The sequence below is a fragment of the Nodularia sp. UHCC 0506 genome, assembly GCF_034931045.1.
In the GTDB taxonomy this organism is placed as follows: domain Bacteria; phylum Cyanobacteriota; class Cyanobacteriia; order Cyanobacteriales; family Nostocaceae; genus Nodularia.
In genome coordinates, this window is sequence record NZ_JAYGHH010000053.1 from 1 (window position 1) to 17,010 (window position 17,010).

At 41.0% G+C, this 17,010-nt stretch carries 16 protein-coding genes and 3 tRNA genes; 4 read left to right on the forward strand and 15 right to left on the reverse strand.

Annotation, left to right across the window (positions count from 1 at the left end; translation table 11 throughout):
* The 8 genes from VB654_RS21375 to VB654_RS21410 form a co-directional block, all read right to left on the reverse strand.
* A partial coding sequence (locus VB654_RS21375) for a S8 family peptidase (protein ID WP_323215816.1) occupies window positions 1–2,117 on the reverse strand: 2,117 nt, incomplete at its 3' end.
* 46 nt (window positions 2,118–2,163) lie between these two features.
* Window positions 2,164–3,174: an AAA family ATPase gene (locus tag VB654_RS21380; RefSeq protein ID WP_323215817.1), complete on the reverse strand. Its 1,011-nt coding sequence runs from the start codon at window positions 3,172–3,174 to the stop codon at window positions 2,164–2,166.
* A 486-nt stretch (window positions 3,175–3,660) separates the two neighbouring features.
* On the reverse strand, window positions 3,661–5,721 hold the full coding sequence (locus VB654_RS21385) for a ribonuclease R family protein (protein WP_323215818.1): 2,061 nt from the start codon (window positions 5,719–5,721) through the stop codon (window positions 3,661–3,663).
* Between the two features lie 97 nt (window positions 5,722–5,818).
* Entirely contained in the window at window positions 5,819–6,034 is a 216-nt protein-coding gene (rpsR, locus tag VB654_RS21390; RefSeq protein ID WP_089092213.1) for a 30S ribosomal protein S18, read from the reverse strand.
* A gap of 2 nt (window positions 6,035–6,036) precedes the next feature.
* Window positions 6,037–6,231 (reverse strand): 50S ribosomal protein L33, encoded by a 195-nt coding sequence (gene rpmG, locus VB654_RS21395; RefSeq protein WP_323215819.1) that lies wholly within the window; start codon window positions 6,229–6,231, stop codon window positions 6,037–6,039.
* Window positions 6,232–6,274: 43 nt separating this feature from the next.
* Complete coding sequence (locus VB654_RS21400) at window positions 6,275–6,832, reverse strand: RDD family protein (RefSeq protein WP_323215820.1); 558 nt, start codon at window positions 6,830–6,832, stop codon at window positions 6,275–6,277.
* 98 nt (window positions 6,833–6,930) lie between these two features.
* On the reverse strand, window positions 6,931–7,143 hold the full coding sequence (locus VB654_RS21405) for a hypothetical protein (RefSeq protein ID WP_323215821.1): 213 nt from the start codon (window positions 7,141–7,143) through the stop codon (window positions 6,931–6,933).
* Window positions 7,144–7,169: 26 nt separating this feature from the next.
* Window positions 7,170–7,370 (reverse strand): hypothetical protein, encoded by a 201-nt coding sequence (locus VB654_RS21410; RefSeq protein WP_323215822.1) that lies wholly within the window; start codon window positions 7,368–7,370, stop codon window positions 7,170–7,172.
* A gap of 45 nt (window positions 7,371–7,415) precedes the next feature.
* On the opposite strand from VB654_RS21410, the gene glp reads away from it, so the two are divergent.
* Entirely contained in the window at window positions 7,416–8,651 is a 1,236-nt protein-coding gene (gene glp / locus VB654_RS21415) for a gephyrin-like molybdotransferase Glp (protein WP_323215823.1), read from the forward strand.
* An 89-nt stretch (window positions 8,652–8,740) separates the two neighbouring features.
* On the forward strand, window positions 8,741–10,021 hold the full coding sequence (hisD, locus tag VB654_RS21420; protein WP_323215824.1) for a histidinol dehydrogenase: 1,281 nt from the start codon (window positions 8,741–8,743) through the stop codon (window positions 10,019–10,021).
* A 255-nt stretch (window positions 10,022–10,276) separates the two neighbouring features.
* Here the strand turns inward: hisD and cutA are convergent, their stop codons facing one another.
* The 4 genes from cutA to VB654_RS21440 all read right to left on the reverse strand — a co-directional run bounded on the left by cutA (window position 10,277) and on the right by VB654_RS21440 (window position 13,280).
* Window positions 10,277–10,603, reverse strand: a complete 327-nt coding sequence (gene cutA, locus VB654_RS21425; RefSeq protein WP_323215825.1) for a divalent-cation tolerance protein CutA — start codon at window positions 10,601–10,603, stop codon at window positions 10,277–10,279.
* Window positions 10,604–10,608: 5 nt separating this feature from the next.
* Window positions 10,609–11,616 (reverse strand): transposase, encoded by a 1,008-nt coding sequence (locus tag VB654_RS21430; RefSeq protein ID WP_323215826.1) that lies wholly within the window; start codon window positions 11,614–11,616, stop codon window positions 10,609–10,611.
* Window positions 11,617–11,633: 17 nt separating this feature from the next.
* A complete protein-coding gene (locus VB654_RS21435; RefSeq protein WP_323215827.1) occupies window positions 11,634–12,485 on the reverse strand; it encodes a hypothetical protein in 852 nt (283 codons plus the stop codon).
* A 135-nt stretch (window positions 12,486–12,620) separates the two neighbouring features.
* A complete protein-coding gene (locus tag VB654_RS21440) occupies window positions 12,621–13,280 on the reverse strand; it encodes an Npun_F0813 family protein (RefSeq protein WP_323215828.1) in 660 nt (219 codons plus the stop codon).
* Window positions 13,281–13,640: 360 nt separating this feature from the next.
* On the opposite strand from VB654_RS21440, the gene VB654_RS21445 reads away from it, so the two are divergent.
* Both VB654_RS21445 and VB654_RS21450 read left to right on the forward strand, forming a co-directional pair.
* A tRNA-Arg gene (locus VB654_RS21445) sits at window positions 13,641–13,713 on the forward strand.
* 248 nt (window positions 13,714–13,961) lie between these two features.
* A complete protein-coding gene (locus VB654_RS21450; protein WP_323215829.1) occupies window positions 13,962–14,780 on the forward strand; it encodes a TIGR02391 family protein in 819 nt (272 codons plus the stop codon).
* An 86-nt stretch (window positions 14,781–14,866) separates the two neighbouring features.
* On the opposite strand, the gene VB654_RS21455 is transcribed toward VB654_RS21450, so the two are convergent.
* The 3 genes from VB654_RS21455 to VB654_RS21465 all read right to left on the reverse strand — a co-directional run.
* Window positions 14,867–14,938 (reverse strand) — tRNA-Thr (locus tag VB654_RS21455).
* Between the two features lie 81 nt (window positions 14,939–15,019).
* A tRNA-Tyr gene (locus tag VB654_RS21460) sits at window positions 15,020–15,105 on the reverse strand.
* 96 nt (window positions 15,106–15,201) lie between these two features.
* A partial coding sequence (locus tag VB654_RS21465) for an ABC transporter ATP-binding protein (RefSeq protein WP_323215830.1) occupies window positions 15,202–17,010 on the reverse strand: 1,809 nt, incomplete at its 5' end.

The window sequence follows — 17,010 nt, forward strand, 5'->3', positions numbered from 1 at the left end:
TTAAGGGCATCTACATAAGCATTGATGACACTTTGCTTATTTATACCTTTAAAAATATTAAATTCCATTGTTACACCTAAATATGAGTCTCCACGAGTTGGACGAGTTGGAGGATCAAACGCCAAGGTAACTGATAATGTGCGAGTACCTCTTACATCAAAAAATTCCTCTGGTAGTTGGGGAATTTCATAAATATGAAACTTTCCCACTGGAATAACAATATTATCTTCTGACAGAACAACATAGTTTTCAGCAGAATACATTGCACGTTCTAAATCAGTCTGTCCATATCCATAGATTGCTAATTGCTTTTCAATTTGTTTTGTCTTTTCACCTTGAGATTGTTTACTATTTAATTGAAATTCATCTGGAATTTCTTTGGGAAGTACCGCAGTGTTAACTATTAAAGCCCGAATTAGATTAGAACTAGCATTTGGATATTTTGTGAAGAGTTGAGCAGCAATGTTAGCTACACGAGGTGCTGCAAAACTTGTACCACTACAGATGTGAAATAAAGAACTTTGGAAATTTTTGGAGAAAGTAACAACAGAAACCCCAGCGACATTATCTCCTAATTGACTAACTTTAGGCAAATCTAAACCTTCTCGATAACTAAGGTCTAATGCTAAATCTCCACCAAAATCTACAACGTCAGGCTTAATAATTCCATCTACTCCAAAACCAGTTCTGGTAAAGGGAGAAGGGTATCCTCGTAATTTTGCGATCGCCTGACGACGCACATCAGCAGGTTCTGTAATACTACCTCGACCATAAGATAAAGAACCTACAGTTAGTGCGATCGCAGAAGTTGCTGGATCAATAATTCGAGCATTCTTATTCAATAAATAATTTGGGTAGTCAGTTCGTAATTTTTCATACTCTAACTCCTCATGATAAGAATTTCCTGCTGAAATCACAAAAAGAATGTTTTTGTTTTGGTATTGATAAGCAATTTCATCTATCTTTGCTGCTAATCGAAACTGCTTCATTCCATCTATATAAAATTTTTCGTAATCACCCAGAGAGATATTGATAACTTTACAATTAGGGTAATTATCCACAAAAGCCTTAATTGCTCGATCAAGCTGAGTTTCTAAGAGAAGATCCTCATAATACTGACAATTTTCATCTGTTACACGAGCAGAAAATAACCACACTGTTGGATCAAAAGAAAGTTTTTTAATGCAATTTTCAACATCTCCATAAATAGCAATACCAGCAACACTTGTACCATGTCCATCTACATCTTCTGCACCACCTTTTATTAATTGCTGTCCTGGATCTGGAAATACATCAGCTTCCCCCAGCACTGGTGCAATTAATGGATGACCACTCTGTACACCTGAGTCAATAACAAGAATGCCGCAATTCTTTTCAGGTGGAGAAATAACTTCGGGAAAACTAGAAATTGGTAAATTATAATCGGCAGTTCTCTCAAATGCAGGTTGGGGAGGGCGATCAATTTCTTTGACAGTTTCCAGTTCCAGTAAAAACTCTAAAACTTCGTGAGTGACTTTAATTCTAGCTATGCACAGATAATCACCAACGTAGCTATCACTCATTCTTATAGGAGCATTATCGCTGGAAAAGTCTTTTAGCTTTTCGGCAATATGTTCTAAAGATGCTTTCATCTTTGTGCGATCGCCTGTGTGCCATAACTCTAAATCTAAAGCTGCAAGTTCATCTGTTTGTACAGGGTTTAGCTCTAATAGACGACCAATGCGATCTTCACGTTCGAGGGGGACTAGCTCATCAATTGCCCCTAAATATTCATATTTGTTACCTTCTATAATTTGACTGTAATTTTCTAAACGTCTCCTAAATTCTGTTAACTCCAGATCAGACGAGAAGACAACTATGGCTTTATCAGGTTCAAATGCTAGGATATCTAATCCTGTCTGATTAACTAGATCGTCTGAAAGTTTTTGATGAGTTTTTATCTTAAAAATTAATTTGGGGTCAAGACGGAAAGGGTTACTCTTTTGTTTTTTCGGCTCAGTCAGTCCAGACAGTTGATTTAATAAAGACTTACCATGTTCAACGGGATTAGCGCGTTTTCCACCACCAAAGCCAGGTCTCTGTCTTCGAGGTAATTCTATGTTTATGATTCTCGGCAATTTAAGGTGTTCAAACTGACTTACCATTAGGATTAGACGTAGATGATTATTGTGAGTTTGCTATTATACTTTGCCTTTCTAAAAAACGCCCTATAGCAACCTCAAAATCATCAGTAGTCAAGGTACGTTCACCCCGTAGAATTACAGCTTTAATTGCATCAGAACAGATACGTTCTATATCTGCTCCAGTAGCATTCTCAAGCCGAGCCGCAAAAGTAGATAGATCAACACCAGTATAACGGATACCAGATAGATAACGGCTTAAAAGAGCCGTGCGTAGTTCAATAGTTGGGTTATCAAAGAAAATCACCTCATCAAATCGTCGCCAAACTGCACTGTCTAATAATTTTTCGTGATTAGTAGCGGCAACGAATATACTTTGATTAGTTGCATTATCAATGAGTTGTAATAAGCTATTTACTAGGCGTTTAACTTCACCATGTTCATTTAAGTTATCTCGATCACGTGCGATCGCATCAAACTCATCAAATAAAACTAGCCATTCGCCTTTTTCAATGTAGGTAAAAATTTTCTGGAGATTCGTTGCAGTTTCACCTAAGTAAGAAGAAAATACGGCTGTCAGATTCACGTAAACAAGGGGTAGACTCAAGACACTAGAGAGGACTTTTGCGGTTTGAGTTTTACCACAACCAGGTGGTCCACAAAAAAGCAGTTTGTTTTTGGGTTTGAGGTTATAGGCTGCAAGGATGTCTTGCTTACGGTTTTCAAGAACAATTTCTTGCAGGATATCAAATATTTTTTCACTGAGGACAATGTGATCCCATGTTAAGTCAAATCGCTTGACATCTAGTAAAGCTAGTCCAGTGTCTTTATCTTTAGGTGGTTCAGGAAACTGATTCCAGGGAGATAGGTTAGCGGCTAGGGGTTTAGTGTATCCATTCCCATTATCAAGCAGCTTTTCCAAATCTCTAGCCAGCAGGATGTGATTTTTATTTCTTTCTTCTTCAATCAGTTCGTTAGCCGCAGCCAAAAACTCTTCTCTCTCGTTGCGAGAAAAGCTTCTGAAGAGTTTTCTGATAATTTCACCGCGAGCCATACTTTAGAACTACTGTTGGTTACTGTGTCTACCTCATTCGGCATAGAACAATTGTACTAATAAAAGACAAAATCTGCTATTCTAGCACTAAGATATTATGTTTCTCTGCGAAAATTAATTCGGTTCAAAAATGTCTGTATATCAAAATAAGGCTGCGAATTACTTTATAGTAAAGGTTCCCTAGCCAATACTCGTATATATAGTGACGTAAATTTATAGTGTTTATCCCTTTATCATACTGCCGACTTTACACCTTTGCTGGCGTTGTAACAGATTAAATCAAATACGGTGTTGAATTTAGACAAACAACCTCCAGCATATACAAAACGTGTACAATATCCCGCTTACTTCTCCTTTTTAGCCACTTTCAGTATTTTATCAACATCAAAATTCACGGAATTACTGGCTCATGGCGGTGTAATAATTAACATTCAACAGTTAAAGATGAAGACTTTAGCCATACATTCTCCCCATTATTCCTGACAGCTAATTCGTTGCTTGATGGCTTTCTTGATAAATTATTTCCTGAAACTGAATCATATCTTTTTGCGGGTCAGCGTGACTAACTTTGACTAAAACCTGTTCTCCTAATCCCACGGAACGTTTGAAGAACATCGGCAACTGTAAGCCCAAATCTTCTAACAAAATTAGTGCCAAGTTGCTGTCTTCTCGTAACCACATTAAAACTGTCACGTCCCAAACTTGGTCGGGATGACGACGCAAATATTCTAAAGCCCAATATCTATTAGTTTGCCGTTCTACCATTGTCACTTCTTGGGTGGTAGAGGTGACTGTCATCATCACTTCTCGGAGTTGGTCGGCTGTAAAGGGCAAACTCTCACCCCGTAAGTGGGCTTTTAACTGGAAGTGAGTCAGTAAGTCACTGTAACGGCGAATAGGGGAAGTTGCTTGAGTGTAAGTATTTAAACCTAAACCAGCATGACGTAGAGGGGTGATGCTCATTTCACTCTTGGGCATACAACGACGCATGGCGCAAGAGCGAACGAATCCGGCTGGGAGTAAGAGCAATTCTTCCTCTGGGGGTAATTCTGGTTGGGGTTGACCACGAAAGGGCAGAGGTATATTGTGAGCTTGACCATAACGGGCTGCTACTTCACCCGCCATAATCATCATTTCGGCTACCAATTGCCGTGATGAAGAATCATCTAAAATATCAATATCGATCTCGTCGTTTTTAACTTTGATCGTTGCCTCTGGCATATTGATACTGATGGCTCCTTGATTATACCGCCAAGATTTCCGCCGCTTTGCCCAGTTAGCGATCGCTTCAATTTCTGGTTCTGCTTCTACACCTAGTTCCAGCATCTCATCTACATCTTCGTAGGTGAGACGATAAGTCGGCTTGATCAGGCTGGGATGAATGGTGTAATCTTCTACACCCCCGGTTTCATCTAAAACCACGCTAAAACTTAAGGCGCAAGACACTCTTCCCTGTACCAAACTCATGGGGCCAGTTGCTAATAATTCCGGGAACATGGGAACCATGCCCGTTGGTAAATAAACTGTACTGCCCCGTTTTCTGGCTTCTAGGTCTAATTCATCTTCTGGGACTAACCACCGGGTAGGATCAGCAATATGCACCCATAACCGTTCTCGTCCATCTGGAAGTAATTCCCAACTTAATCCATCGTCTATCTCTGTGGTGCTTTCATCATCAATTGTATAGACCTTTAAATGAGACAAATCTAGGCGATTTGCATCTAAGTCGATGGGTGGGAAATCCAAACGCTGTTGCGCCACTTCTAATACCTTGCTAGGAAACTGAACCGGAATTGACGAACGACGCACAAACAAGTTTTCATGGGCATCCCACCAACCTAAGTCTATTAATAACTGAAAGGCTCCTGGAGGAGTTGCCGGACGACCCAGCATATTCATGGTTTCTAACACTGGGGCTGGCGGCGGATAGGCACGGGCAAGAGTATCATAATTTACTCCCATCCGCACAACATCAGCCAGTAGTGCGGCGTATTTTTCCAGTGCTTCTAATCGCTGGCGGTCGTGGCGTTGCCATTCCACTGCTTCGCCTTGGAGGGCTTGCTCTACACGAGCCAAAAATTCTTCCTGTCCCTTGGCTTTTAATGCCTTGACTTCTGTCTGGTGTTTGAGTTCTGCTACCTGTGCGGCAGTGCGTGGTTCATAGGCTTCTCCTTTTTGCTTGAAATACAGTTTGTCTTCTGATAACAAGCAATGGGCGGCATAACAAGCAGCAGCTTCTGATTCTGAAAACAGCAGATTGGCCATTTGGGCGGGTGTGACTGTTTCTCCATCCTCAACTAGTAATTCCCAAGCTACTTCCAAACTAGAGGGATCTATATAAGGTTGAACCTGCCCTTGAAAACTGCCAATTTCGTTGGGTTTATAGGTTTGTCCGTTAACTGTATAACTAATTTGTCTAGGCGCGAGGCTGTGAGATTGACCACGTTCATCTATCACAAACCAACGGGTTTTACCGTCCGGGCGGTCTACTATACCCAGACGGCGATCGCCTTGAACCCTAAATTCAACTAGCGTACCCTTATCCACAACTCTCGCAATTATTTGGTGAACATTTTAAATAGTTTTAAGTTCAGAGTTAGGAGTTTTGATTCTTAACTCATCACTCATAACTCATGAATTTTTCTTAAGCTTCCGCATTAACAAATGGCAATAATGCCACAATCCGCGCCCGTTTAATTGCTAATGTCAAATCTCGCTGTTGCTTACAGGTAAGTCCAGTAATCCGACGTGGTAATATTTTGCCCCGTTCGGTAATAAACTTACGCAGCAAATCAACATCTTTGTAATCGATGGGATCTCCTGGCTTAATGGGAGACAGGCGACGACGATAGTAGCTCATCTTTACTTAATTTCCTTGTGAACAGTATGTTTGTTGCAATGTGTACAGAACTTTTTCAGTTCTACACGGTTGGTCGTGTTGCGACGGTTCTTAGTGCTGGTATATCTGGAAACACCAGCAGACCTTTTATCTGGGTTAGTCCGACACTCTGTACATTCGAGTGTCATTATTATGCGCGCACCTTTACTCTTAGCCATAATCTTACAAACACTCAAGCCTGAAGAGAATTAACACAAATTACTATCTTCTCACACTTCGGCGCATTTTTGCAACTAATCGCTGAATCTTGATATCTAGCGAATAGCCCCGGCGCGATGAAACTATGAAAGTACCACCATAGCGGTCGTGTAGGGCTTGCTGCATCTGTTTGTCAGATAAAGCCGCACCACAATCAATGGCTAGGGGAATTAATAGCAGTATAGCAGTGGGGTTAGCTCTGATGTTGCCCAGGGCAATTGATACCAAAAGCGCACCAAATCCAATTATAGCTTCTCGTTTCAGCAGCGATCGCAATGTGGGAATTCTGCCTGTGATTTCGCCATTTATCACTTCGAGAATTTTCAGGTCAAAAGCCCAACTTCCTAAGCTCTGCCCTTGATTGTTGTAAACTACCAGTATGCGAAAAATCACCCAACAGAACAGAAAAACGAGAATTTGCAACCACTGGATACCGATTTGATTGCCTCCCAATATAGAACTGATTAACCAGACTCCCAGGAAATCTAGCCCTAATGCCATTCCTCGCCGCCCAATATCAGCCTTGGGATAATGTGTTTCGGGGACTCGTTCTATAGTCATAAAAAATAGGTGTTTTCATTTAGCTGGGAAAATAATTATGGCTCCTATTGTTTATCTTAAAGTCAGGATTGAGGCGATCGCTTGATTCATGTCGTTAATTAAGCCACATTTTGCACCGAATTAATTCCTTCTCCACACCATTGCACCAGTAACCAGCGACGAGAATCCTGATCAAGTGCTGGTAAAACACGGAAGTTAAAAACTTCTTGCCACACTTCCAATTGATACTGAGAGACAAAATCTGCTTCCAGTTCTTGGAAATGTTGCCAGGAGCGATCGCCTATAGCAGTTAGTATAGGAATAATTCTCATAATTGGGATTTGGGTAGCTACAGGTATCATCCAAGGTAGTCCTCAAAAATACAAATAAATGGCATGATTAGTTTTTTGGTATTGATGATTTTCACCAATCCCTTACCTTTGCTTCTAGCTAGGGCGAAACAAGCTAATTCTGTGGCTACTGCTGACCAATCTCTAGTATCGGTTATTGGGTCAAATTCCTCTTGTGCTTCATTCTCTAGTTGGGTGTCATCACTCATACTGCCATTATGATATGCTTTCCTGAAAAGTCAGAGTCGTTGACCATGCTATCAGTCAGCGATGCCGAAGCAATTATTTTAAATTTAGTCCAACCGTTAGATCAGCAACGGGATATAGAAATTATAGATTTATTGGCAGCAGACCATCGTATTTTATCCACTTCTGTCACCAGTAAATTAGATTTTCCCCACTGGGATAATTCCGCAATGGATGGCTATGCAGTTCGTTACGAAGATGTCCAGCACTCTAGGGAAGCACAGCCAACTAGTTTAGAAATTATTGAAGAAATTCCCGCAGGATATCAACCCCAGTCTACAGTCCAACCAGGGCAAGCAGCACGAATTTTTACCGGTGCAGTGATGCCAACCGGGGCGGATACTGTGGTGATGCAGGAAAAAACACGCCGAAAAAATAACCGTGTATTTATTTTAACTGCACCCCAACCACAAGAATTTGTCAGACACAAAGGGGCATTTTATCAAGCTGAAAAACAACTATTACCTAGAGGAATTAAATTACATCCGCCTGAAATTGCAGTTTTAGCGGCGGCGCAATGTGCAAAGTTAAGTGTTTATCGTCGTCCTTGTGTAGCAATTTTTTCTAGCGGTGACGAGTTGGTAACGCCTGATCAACCTCTCCAACCTGGTCAAATTGTCGATTCTAATCAATATGCTTTAGCTGCATTAGTCAGGGAAGCGGGGGCAGAACCGTTATTATTGGGGATTGTTCAGGATAATCCAGATGCTTTGAGAGAAGCGATCGCCTATGCTATAGCTCATGCTGATCTAGTTTTATCTTCTGGTGGTGTATCTGTAGGGGATTATGACTATATTGATCAAATTCTGGAATCTCTGGGCGCGGAAATTCATATTCGTTCTGTAGCCATCAGTCCCGGCAAACCCCTCACCGTTGCCACCTTTCCCGGCTCCTATTCCTCGATTTACTTTGGTTTACCAGGCAATCCCGTTTCCGCTTTGGTGACTTTCTGGCGATTTGTGCAACCGGCTATTAAGAAGCTTTCAGGGTTGGCTGGTGGTTGGGAACCAGTATTTTTGCAGGTGCGATCGCATCACGAGTTAAAATCCAATGGCCAGCGAGAAACTTACCTTTGGGGTAGTTTACAGTTAGTTGATGGAATTTACGAATTTCACAAGGCTGGCGGTAGTCACAGTTCGGGTAATTTAATTAATTTAGCTCAAACTAATGCCTTAGCTGTTCTGCCAGTGGGTCAAACACTGATTTCTCCAGCAGCAGAGGTGCAAGTTTTGCAGATTAGTTAGGAAGACGGCATAAATGAAATCAACCGTTGAAACTCAATTATTATTAAGATAATTACGGCAAAACCCGCACTACTTCAAAGATATAGTCTATGCAGCTACTTAAAACAACCGACCAAGATTTTTCCGTTAGATTCAAGGCACTGGTGAGCGATCGCCGGGAAGCAACGGTTGATGTTAGTGGTACAGTTAAAGATATTCTTGCTGATGTAAAAGTGCGCGGTGATGCCGCAGTTAAGGAATATACTACCAAATTTGATCATTACAGTCCCCCATCTTTGCATCTCAGCGCTGATTTTATTGCTGAACACGCAGCACAATGTCCACCAGATGTCAAGGGGGCGCTGGAATTAGCTGCGGAAAGAATTGGGTTTTTTCATCAAAAGCAATTGCCCCAAGATATTGGCTATACCGATACCGTCGGGGTGAAACTGGGATTAAATTGGGTTTCTCTCTCCCAAGTGGGAATTTATGTGCCTGGAGGACGCGCCAGTTATCCGAGTTCTGTACTAATGAACGCTTTACCTGCAAAAATTGCCGGTGTGGAAAGAATTGTCATGGCAGTACCCATGCCTCGCGGTGAAATTAATCCGGCGGTACTTGCAGCCGCCCAAATCGCCGGGGTGAAGGAAATTTATAGTATTGGAGGGGCGCAAGCGATCGCCGCTTTAGCTTATGGTACAGAAAGCCTGAACCCTGTAGATAAAATTGTTGGCCCTGGTAACGCCTATGTTGCAGAAGCCAAACGGCAGGTATTTGGCATTGTGGGTATTGACAGCGTAGCCGGGCCTTCGGAAATTTTGGTGGTAGCAGATAGCAAAAATAACCCAGAATGGATAGCCTGGGATTTACTTTCGCAAGCCGAACATGACCCCAGCGCCCAATCTATTTTAATTACTGATTCAGAATCTTTTGTTAAGCAAGTTATCGCAGCCATTGAACAAATTCTCATAACTCTGCCCACAAAGGCAGTAGCTAGTGCTAGTTGGAAACAGCATGGTGCGGTGATTCTGGTGGAAGATTTAGCTGATAGTATCCCCCTACTAAATAAGTTAGCCCCCGAACACGTAGAATTATGCGTAGATCATCCCCAGGAACTTGCTAGTCAAATTAAATCTGCTGGTAGTATATTTCTCGGACGTTATACCCCAGAAGCCATTGGCGATTATTTAGGGGGACCAAATCATGTTCTACCAACCGCCCGTTCTGCCCGTTTTGCTTCTGGCTTGAGTGTCTACGATTTTCTCAAGCGCATTACCTATTTAGAATGTAATCAACAAGCGTTGCAAACCATCGGTCAAAGTGCCGTAACTCTAGCAGCAGCAGAAGGTTTACCGGCTCATGGTGGTAGTGTTTCTGTGCGCCTTCAGTAGAATTGAGTTAATTTGGGAATGGGGATTTAACTAGAGACTTCCAAATCAAAAAATATCCCGTCGTTTTGAGGGCAGGGGGGCAGGGAGCGGGGAGCAGGGGGAGAAAAGGCATTTTAGTTACAGAAATTTGGATCAACTTTTTTGTGGAGTTCTCCTACAAGAACCTCACCCCCAACCCCCCCAGTGCAAGCGAGGAGGGGCGAAAGAGGGGTGATTAGGGATTTATGTGTAATTTACCGGAAAATGACACAAATCCTAATGTTTAACCTGTTCAGAAATCCATTGCAAGTAAGCTTGCGAACCCGCAACAATCGGTAAAGCTATGATTTCTGAGACTTCGTAAGAGTGGAGTTCTCTAATTTTGGCTTCCAAAGTGGAAAATAGCGCCAAATCAGTTTTAATTAGCAACTGCCACTCATACTCTTTGTATATTTCTCCTTGCCAAGCGTAAATTGAATGGATCGGCAACAAACTTACACAAGCAGCTAGTTGAGCCTCCACAAGAGCATTTGCAATTGTTTCTGCTTCCTGCTTGTTGGCAGTTGTCACCAGTACTACACCATAATCAGCAGGTATCTCCATAACTTTTACACCATAGACAGAGAGTACACCTGACCATCAATTAACAGTCGTGTAATGCCTTTGGCTTGCAAATGAGTACTAGCCTTATGCAACACTTTACTGTCGGGAACTTTAATCACGCGATCGCGCTTGGTAGAGAAGCGCTTGGCAACTCGATGGTTATCAAACACTGGCAAAGTTTTTTGCAGGGTTTCTAGGTTAGGAATTTGTCCCAAATCACCAAAATCCTTAAGAGGTCGGGTAATTAACTCCGAGGATCTATCGATTACCAAATAGCAACTTTTAGGCAACTGTGCGGCCGACAGTGGCAAGACTTGAACTGGTGCTTCACTTAGCCTTCGTTTTGTAACTAAAGGTGTTGAATCCTCTAAGTCTTCTTCCTCGTCCTCGTAATCGTCCTCGTAATCGTCGTCTAAATCATCCTCTAAATCTGACAAATCTTCTGGCTCGTCTAGCAAATCTTCTCCCAATATTTGGGCGAGGACACTGGCTTCAGGATGTTCGTCCTTTAAAATTGGAGCCGGAATACCGCTAATCTCCGTCGGCTTAGGTTCAACTATTTCTAATCGCTTTGCTGCGCGTAGTTTTGGTTTTTCTTCTGCTGAAGAACGCCGTCGGACTCTTCTGATAGAAGGAGCGAAATCCTCCTCCTCCTCTTCTTCTTCCTTGGGATAACGTTCTTCTACAACGGGTTTCTGCGGCAAAATCTCTGGTAACTTCAAGCGAGGAGTTACTTTTTCCTGGCTTGGCAGTTCTTGCTCTGGCTCTTTTTCTGGTTGACTTAATAAAGGCAACTGCTCGTAACTTACCTGCGCTCTGCCTTCAGGAGTTCTGGCAGCACGTTTGAGAGAAACGAGATATTCGTATTCATCTTCTGGTAAGGTGCTTTTGAGCAGGCGACTAATTGTCGAATTACTCACACCATAGCGTTCTGCCAAAGTTGAGGTTGTTTCGGCAGTTTCTCGATATAACTTCAGAATTTCTTGTTTGTCAGGATCTGTTAATTTTCTCACGGTAGACACCAAATTTTCTAAGCTCGTTTGCGCCCACGCTCCCGCCGAGTTCGGCTCAATGATGCGTCATGTTCTAGGACAGCGCCCATACCAAATAAAACTCCACTAAATACCCAAAACACTTCTAGTATCTCCCCACTTTGATAGTTTGGCCCTTGAGCATAGTTAAACCACATATCTGCAATGTAGAGCGAAAACGCGGCCGCTGCAATCATTCTCCACGATTGGGAAACTCTTCCCCCCCAAAAGGCTAGTAACAAAGTGGTAGCAATAATTAACAAAATTACATCGCTAACTACATAAAACCTAGTCAAAAACGCAACTAGAGGTTCTGGGGATGCTTCCTGTTTGGTAGAGATCCACCATGCTAACAGACTACCAAATACAGCAATTGCCGTCACAATCAGCAGTTGCCATTTTTCTAAATTGATTCTTCTGGAAGCTACAGCTAAAATCATGCCTATGCCAAGGGAAATATAAGTGAGTACAAAAAAGATATCGCCAATAGAGACATCCGGTTCTTCGTTTAAGATGATTTCTGTGTAACCGAAAATTATCCCTCCCAGGAAATAAGAAAACATACCAATAGCAATTGCGAGCCAAATATTCCGACTACTGACAATTTGTGGGCTACGCCAATTCCTCAAGCATAAAACACCTGCACCCAAGTAAGCCAAAGCTTCAAAAATATTTGTACCAATCACATACCAATCTGCACGACTTTCTATACCATTTTCGTCTGGGATTTTGGCACTAAATAATAAAAAGTATAACAGTGCCAGCACAGCCCAGCCGATGCCAGCCAAAATTATGTTCCGATTAGAGAAGAGAGGTTGAAAACGGTAGGATTTGTTGTAAGAGCTACTCATGGCAATTGACTAAGTAAATGCACTCTGTAGATTTTGTTGTTCATGACCTATGGGAGCGGCCTACTGATCTAGTGATACACCAGTTGATCACAAGAATAACTGCTAGTAGCGGCATTTTTTCCCAAACTTGCGATATTATTGCCACAGTTTACTCAGTGATGATTGATTTAGCCAACTCATAAACAGCGATCGCTCTTCTTCTGGCATATCTTGTAATGTATCAGTGACTTGATGGGCAAAGTTAGCATTACCAAAATATGTTTTTCCGAGTTTATGCAGTTCTTGCAATAAAATAATCAGATGATTTTCTGGCCAGAGAGGAAGTTTGGCTAAATCTAGGGCATTTGTTGTTACCAAATGTTTAACCGATTCTAAGGAAGTTGTTCCCGGAAATTGCTGTTTTTGCAACAATTCAGCAATCTCTTTCTCAAAAAGAGTTGCTTGCCGAGTGCCTAATAGTTCCTCAATATCCAGATAAACGGCTTGCAGCAGCAAAAGACACCCTTGAACATAAATTATGTTCTTGCTATGGCTACCAGTGTCGTTACCTATTTGATCTAAGCGAATTTTGCCCCAAACGCTAAAGCGATCCGGTTCTTCTAGTAAGACACAGGCTTTACCACGATTATCAGTTAATTCTCTCCATAAGGTTCTAGCTTCTTCTTCTTGGCTAGCTTTGAAGACACTAATTAAGCGAAAGGTTTGCCCCTGATAATTGAGGATCGGCACTTGCTGATCCCGTTTTGGGTGCTGAATACTCGATATTTCAACATCCTGCCTTTTGAGAATAAACATGGCACTAGCAAATAACTCCTCACAGGGGCTTTATGGATAATGCGATCTGATCGTCCTGATTTGGTAACATCACCAAAAGTGCGATTACCTAGTGTGCCATTGGGTTGAGCTTCGAGATCGCCAGAAGCTAACCTAGCGTAAGCCGCCCAGAGGGCATTTACATCAACACACAAATAGCCTATTGACAACACAATATAGCTAATCAATAGCCCATTTGCTGCGTTTTTACTGTAAATTATATAACTAGTGATTCAGATCATAGCCTTGCTAGTGAAAAATATGCAATTTTTGCTTGCTTATTGGTAAGAGATAACGATATAATTGGTTAAATGACTCTTTCGAGAGCCAGACTATCAGTTTGGGTGCGTAGCTCAGTGGATAGAGCCACGGATTTCTAATCCGTTGGTCGCAGGTTCGATCCCTGCCGCACCCGTTTCAAATGAACACAAATCTTTAAGCTGTATTTTTATAGTGAGCTTACCAAGCTTTCTTGAAGTCTTATATTTTTTAATGCGTATGCTTACCACAATTTTTAGAAAAAGTGGGCATAGTATATGTGCTTATTTTTTACATAAATAATGAGTGTATTCTTATCCGTGGCTTCTGTCTAATTTCAGACAGAAATTGATGTAGTGTTTTCTATTGGTGTAATATCTATCTATAGCTTTAAAATTTGCGAGCATGAAAGTTAAAGAGGTTCTCGATAAAATTATTTTTTTTGAAACATTAATAGAGAATTTTTATCAAGATTGGTTTAGTTTTTATAAAGATAAGAATAGTATGAGTTTAATGATTAGAGGTTTTAGTCCAATTAATACTGTACAATTGAAAAAACAGTCCAAAATATTATTGCAAGAATTTGGCATTTTAAAACCTTACTTGGGATATTTAGATGAAGACTTGGGATATTTAGATGAAGGTTCAAAAATTTTAATATCATTGGAGAGAATTATTTCGACTTTTGATTATTCTTATAATTTTCCTAAGCAAGATTTTCATTTAGTAGTTTCTAAATTGAATCAAATTATTGGTTATTTAAAAACTATTCCATTAGAAGAAGTTCTCCCATTTTTGCATAATAACTATCGAGATTTAGGTGATTCCATGGAAAATTATCTCAATTTTTTGCATCCTGTAATTCAAAATTCATCTGTAAAATTATTTTTAGATACACATTATTCTGAATCAGTAGAAGCTGCTAGTAAAGCAATTAATCAGTATATACGAGATAAGACAGGAGTAAAAAAAGATGGTACACATTTAATTACTGAAATTTTTTCTCCTAACAACCCGATTCTGGCATTTAGTGATTTATCTACCGACACATTGAAAAGTGAGCAGCAAGGGTTTATGGAAATGTTAAAAGGATTTATGACAGGTGTTCGTAATCCTTTAGCACATAGTCCTGCAAAACCAGAAGACCCACAAAAAACTTTTGAATATTTAGTTATGACTTCATTATTTTGTAGACGTATTGATGATACGTTTACAAAATCCTAAGTTTAATCATGAATTTGCAAAAAAAATAGACACAACAAAACTAATTACTCTGCTGGTAAATACAATTCTAAAATTATATCTAAATAAGCCCGTGACGAGGATTGAACTCGTGACCTCACCCTTACCAAGGGTGTGCTCTACCACTGAGCCACACGGGCAAAAACTAGAAACTTGAGTTACGAGCTATAAAGCTGTGAATATACCAATCACTTAGCTATTATAGCTCATGACTTTAAAAGTGGTGGGCCGGGCTGGATTTGAACCAGCGTAGGCGCTAGCCAACGGATTTACAGTCCGTCTCCATTAACCACTCGGACACCGACCCATTTGTCTCACGATTACTAACGTTAGCACTAAGTTTTAGGAATTGCAAGGGTTTTCTCAAAAAGATTTCAGAACCCCCTTTTTTCTTCTTTGACCACTAACTCAGCAATTCTCCAGTTTCTTGCAAAGAGTGCAAGCGGCGGTAAATGCCCTCATGACGCAATAGCTCATCATGGCTACCCACTTCGGCAATCTTTCCTTGATCTAGAACCACGATTTTATCGGCTTCTCGGACTGTACTCAGACGGTGGGCAATCACAATTGTGGTGCAAGTTCCCTGAATTGAGCGCATGGCTAATTGAATAGCCCGCTCAGACTCGTAATCTAAACTAGAGGTAGCCTCATCAAAAATCAGTACATCTGGTTCCACTAGCAACGCCCTGGCAATTCCTAAACGTTGTCTTTGTCCTCCAGATAGCCTGACACCACGTTCCCCCACAACGGTGTAATAACCTTGGGGAAGGTGTTCCATCACTTCATCAACTCTGGCAATCCTACAGGCTACCTTGACCTGTTCCAGAGTCGCGTTTGGTTTACCGTAAGTGAGGTTATCCAAAATTGTCCCGTTGAAAACGTCCACTTCTTGGTGAACGATCGCCAGCCTACGTCTATACTTACCTACATCCAAAGTGCGAATATTTTGACCATCAATAGAAATTTCACCTTCTTGGGGTTCAAAATACCGGAGTAGCAGTTTCACTAAAGTGGACTTACCAGAACCAGAACGCCCCACTAATGCCACTGTTTGATATGGTTCAATCAATAAATTGATATCTTGCAAAACTTGTCGGCTGTCATCATATCCAAAACTAATGTGTGATAACTCAATTTTTCCCGTGAATTTATAAGGTGATTCAGCTTGATTTCTCTCCTCTAAAAGACCAACTAAATCAGAAGCCATTGGTGCTTGCAAGAATTCGTGAAATCGTAACATGGAAGAATAGCGACGGGCGAAAACTTCTGCCAATGTGCTAATCGGTTCCAATTCGGCATAAGCCATGCTAGAAAGGGTCAAAGTCATGACAAAGTGACCAAGAGTAATTCTCCCTGCTACGGTTGCAGCTAAGGTTAAACCCAAGATGATAAACACACAAAACTGAATGACAGCCTTTTGCCAAGTTACCAGTCTGACATAACCTTGATGAATCCGATAATCAACAACTGTTAATTCCCGATCTAAACGTTGCTTTTGTCGTTTTAATTCCTGAGATTCTGTAGCAAATGCTTTGACTGTTTTGATATTAGTAATTAATTCTGAAGTCCGGCTTTCGGTACTTTCCATATATTTATCAAGGCGACTTTCATGCTCAATGATTCGGCGTAAAGTCTTTAAACTAAAGGCGAGGATAAATACAAAAGAAATTAGATATAAAATCGCAATTCGCCATTCAATCAATAAGATAAATACGAAAATTCCCAGCACCCGGAATAGTTTAGGAATTAATTGTCCGGCAATTTCAGGATATGACCAGGTATGGTTAGCCAGTCCTCTGGCTACTCTTCCAGAAATGCGTCCGGGGTTATTTTCATCATAAAATTCTAGTGGGAGAGTGAGAATTTTGGCTATGGCGGCTTGGGTTTGATCTCTACGCGCCCTTAAAGGTATATCCCAGTGAAACCAAACGGTAAGCCAAGGCTGTGTGGGGGCTTTAACAACGGTGACTAAAAAAATTAAACCCAGTAACACACCTAATGATAAAGTTTGATTAACTGGGTAATTGATAAGTTGGGAAATACTGGCGATCGCACTTTGCAATGGTTTATCCAAGGGTTGATTAGACAAAACATTTAAAATCTGCCCAATTCCATAAGGAACAACCAAATCAATAATTTCATAAACGCTCGATGCAGCAATAGTTAAAACACTCAGCTTCCAGTCTGAATGAAAGTAATTGAGAATATCTCG

Bases quoted from the DNA above. Each gene is read 5' to 3' on its own strand.
- VB654_RS21440 (WP_323215828.1), bottom strand. From the start codon at position 13,280: ATGTTTATTCTCAAAAGGCAGGATGTTGAAATATCGAGTATTCAGCAC.
- VB654_RS21400 (WP_323215820.1), bottom strand. From the start codon at position 6,832: ATGACTATAGAACGAGTCCCCGAAACACATTATCCCAAGGCTGATATT.
- VB654_RS21405 (WP_323215821.1), bottom strand. From the start codon at position 7,143: ATGAGAATTATTCCTATACTAACTGCTATAGGCGATCGCTCCTGGCAA.
- hisD (WP_323215824.1), top strand. From the start codon at position 8,741: ATGCAGCTACTTAAAACAACCGACCAAGATTTTTCCGTTAGATTCAAG.
- VB654_RS21410 (WP_323215822.1), bottom strand. From the start codon at position 7,370: ATGAGTGATGACACCCAACTAGAGAATGAAGCACAAGAGGAATTTGAC.
- VB654_RS21435 (WP_323215827.1), bottom strand. From the start codon at position 12,485: ATGAGTAGCTCTTACAACAAATCCTACCGTTTTCAACCTCTCTTCTCT.
- rpmG (WP_323215819.1), bottom strand. From the start codon at position 6,231: ATGGCTAAGAGTAAAGGTGCGCGCATAATAATGACACTCGAATGTACA.
- rpsR (WP_089092213.1), bottom strand. From the start codon at position 6,034: ATGAGCTACTATCGTCGTCGCCTGTCTCCCATTAAGCCAGGAGATCCC.
- VB654_RS21450 (WP_323215829.1), top strand. From the start codon at position 13,962: ATGAAAGTTAAAGAGGTTCTCGATAAAATTATTTTTTTTGAAACATTA.
- glp (WP_323215823.1), top strand. From the start codon at position 7,416: ATGCTATCAGTCAGCGATGCCGAAGCAATTATTTTAAATTTAGTCCAA.
- VB654_RS21380 (WP_323215817.1), bottom strand. From the start codon at position 3,174: ATGGCTCGCGGTGAAATTATCAGAAAACTCTTCAGAAGCTTTTCTCGC.
- cutA (WP_323215825.1), bottom strand. From the start codon at position 10,603: ATGGAGATACCTGCTGATTATGGTGTAGTACTGGTGACAACTGCCAAC.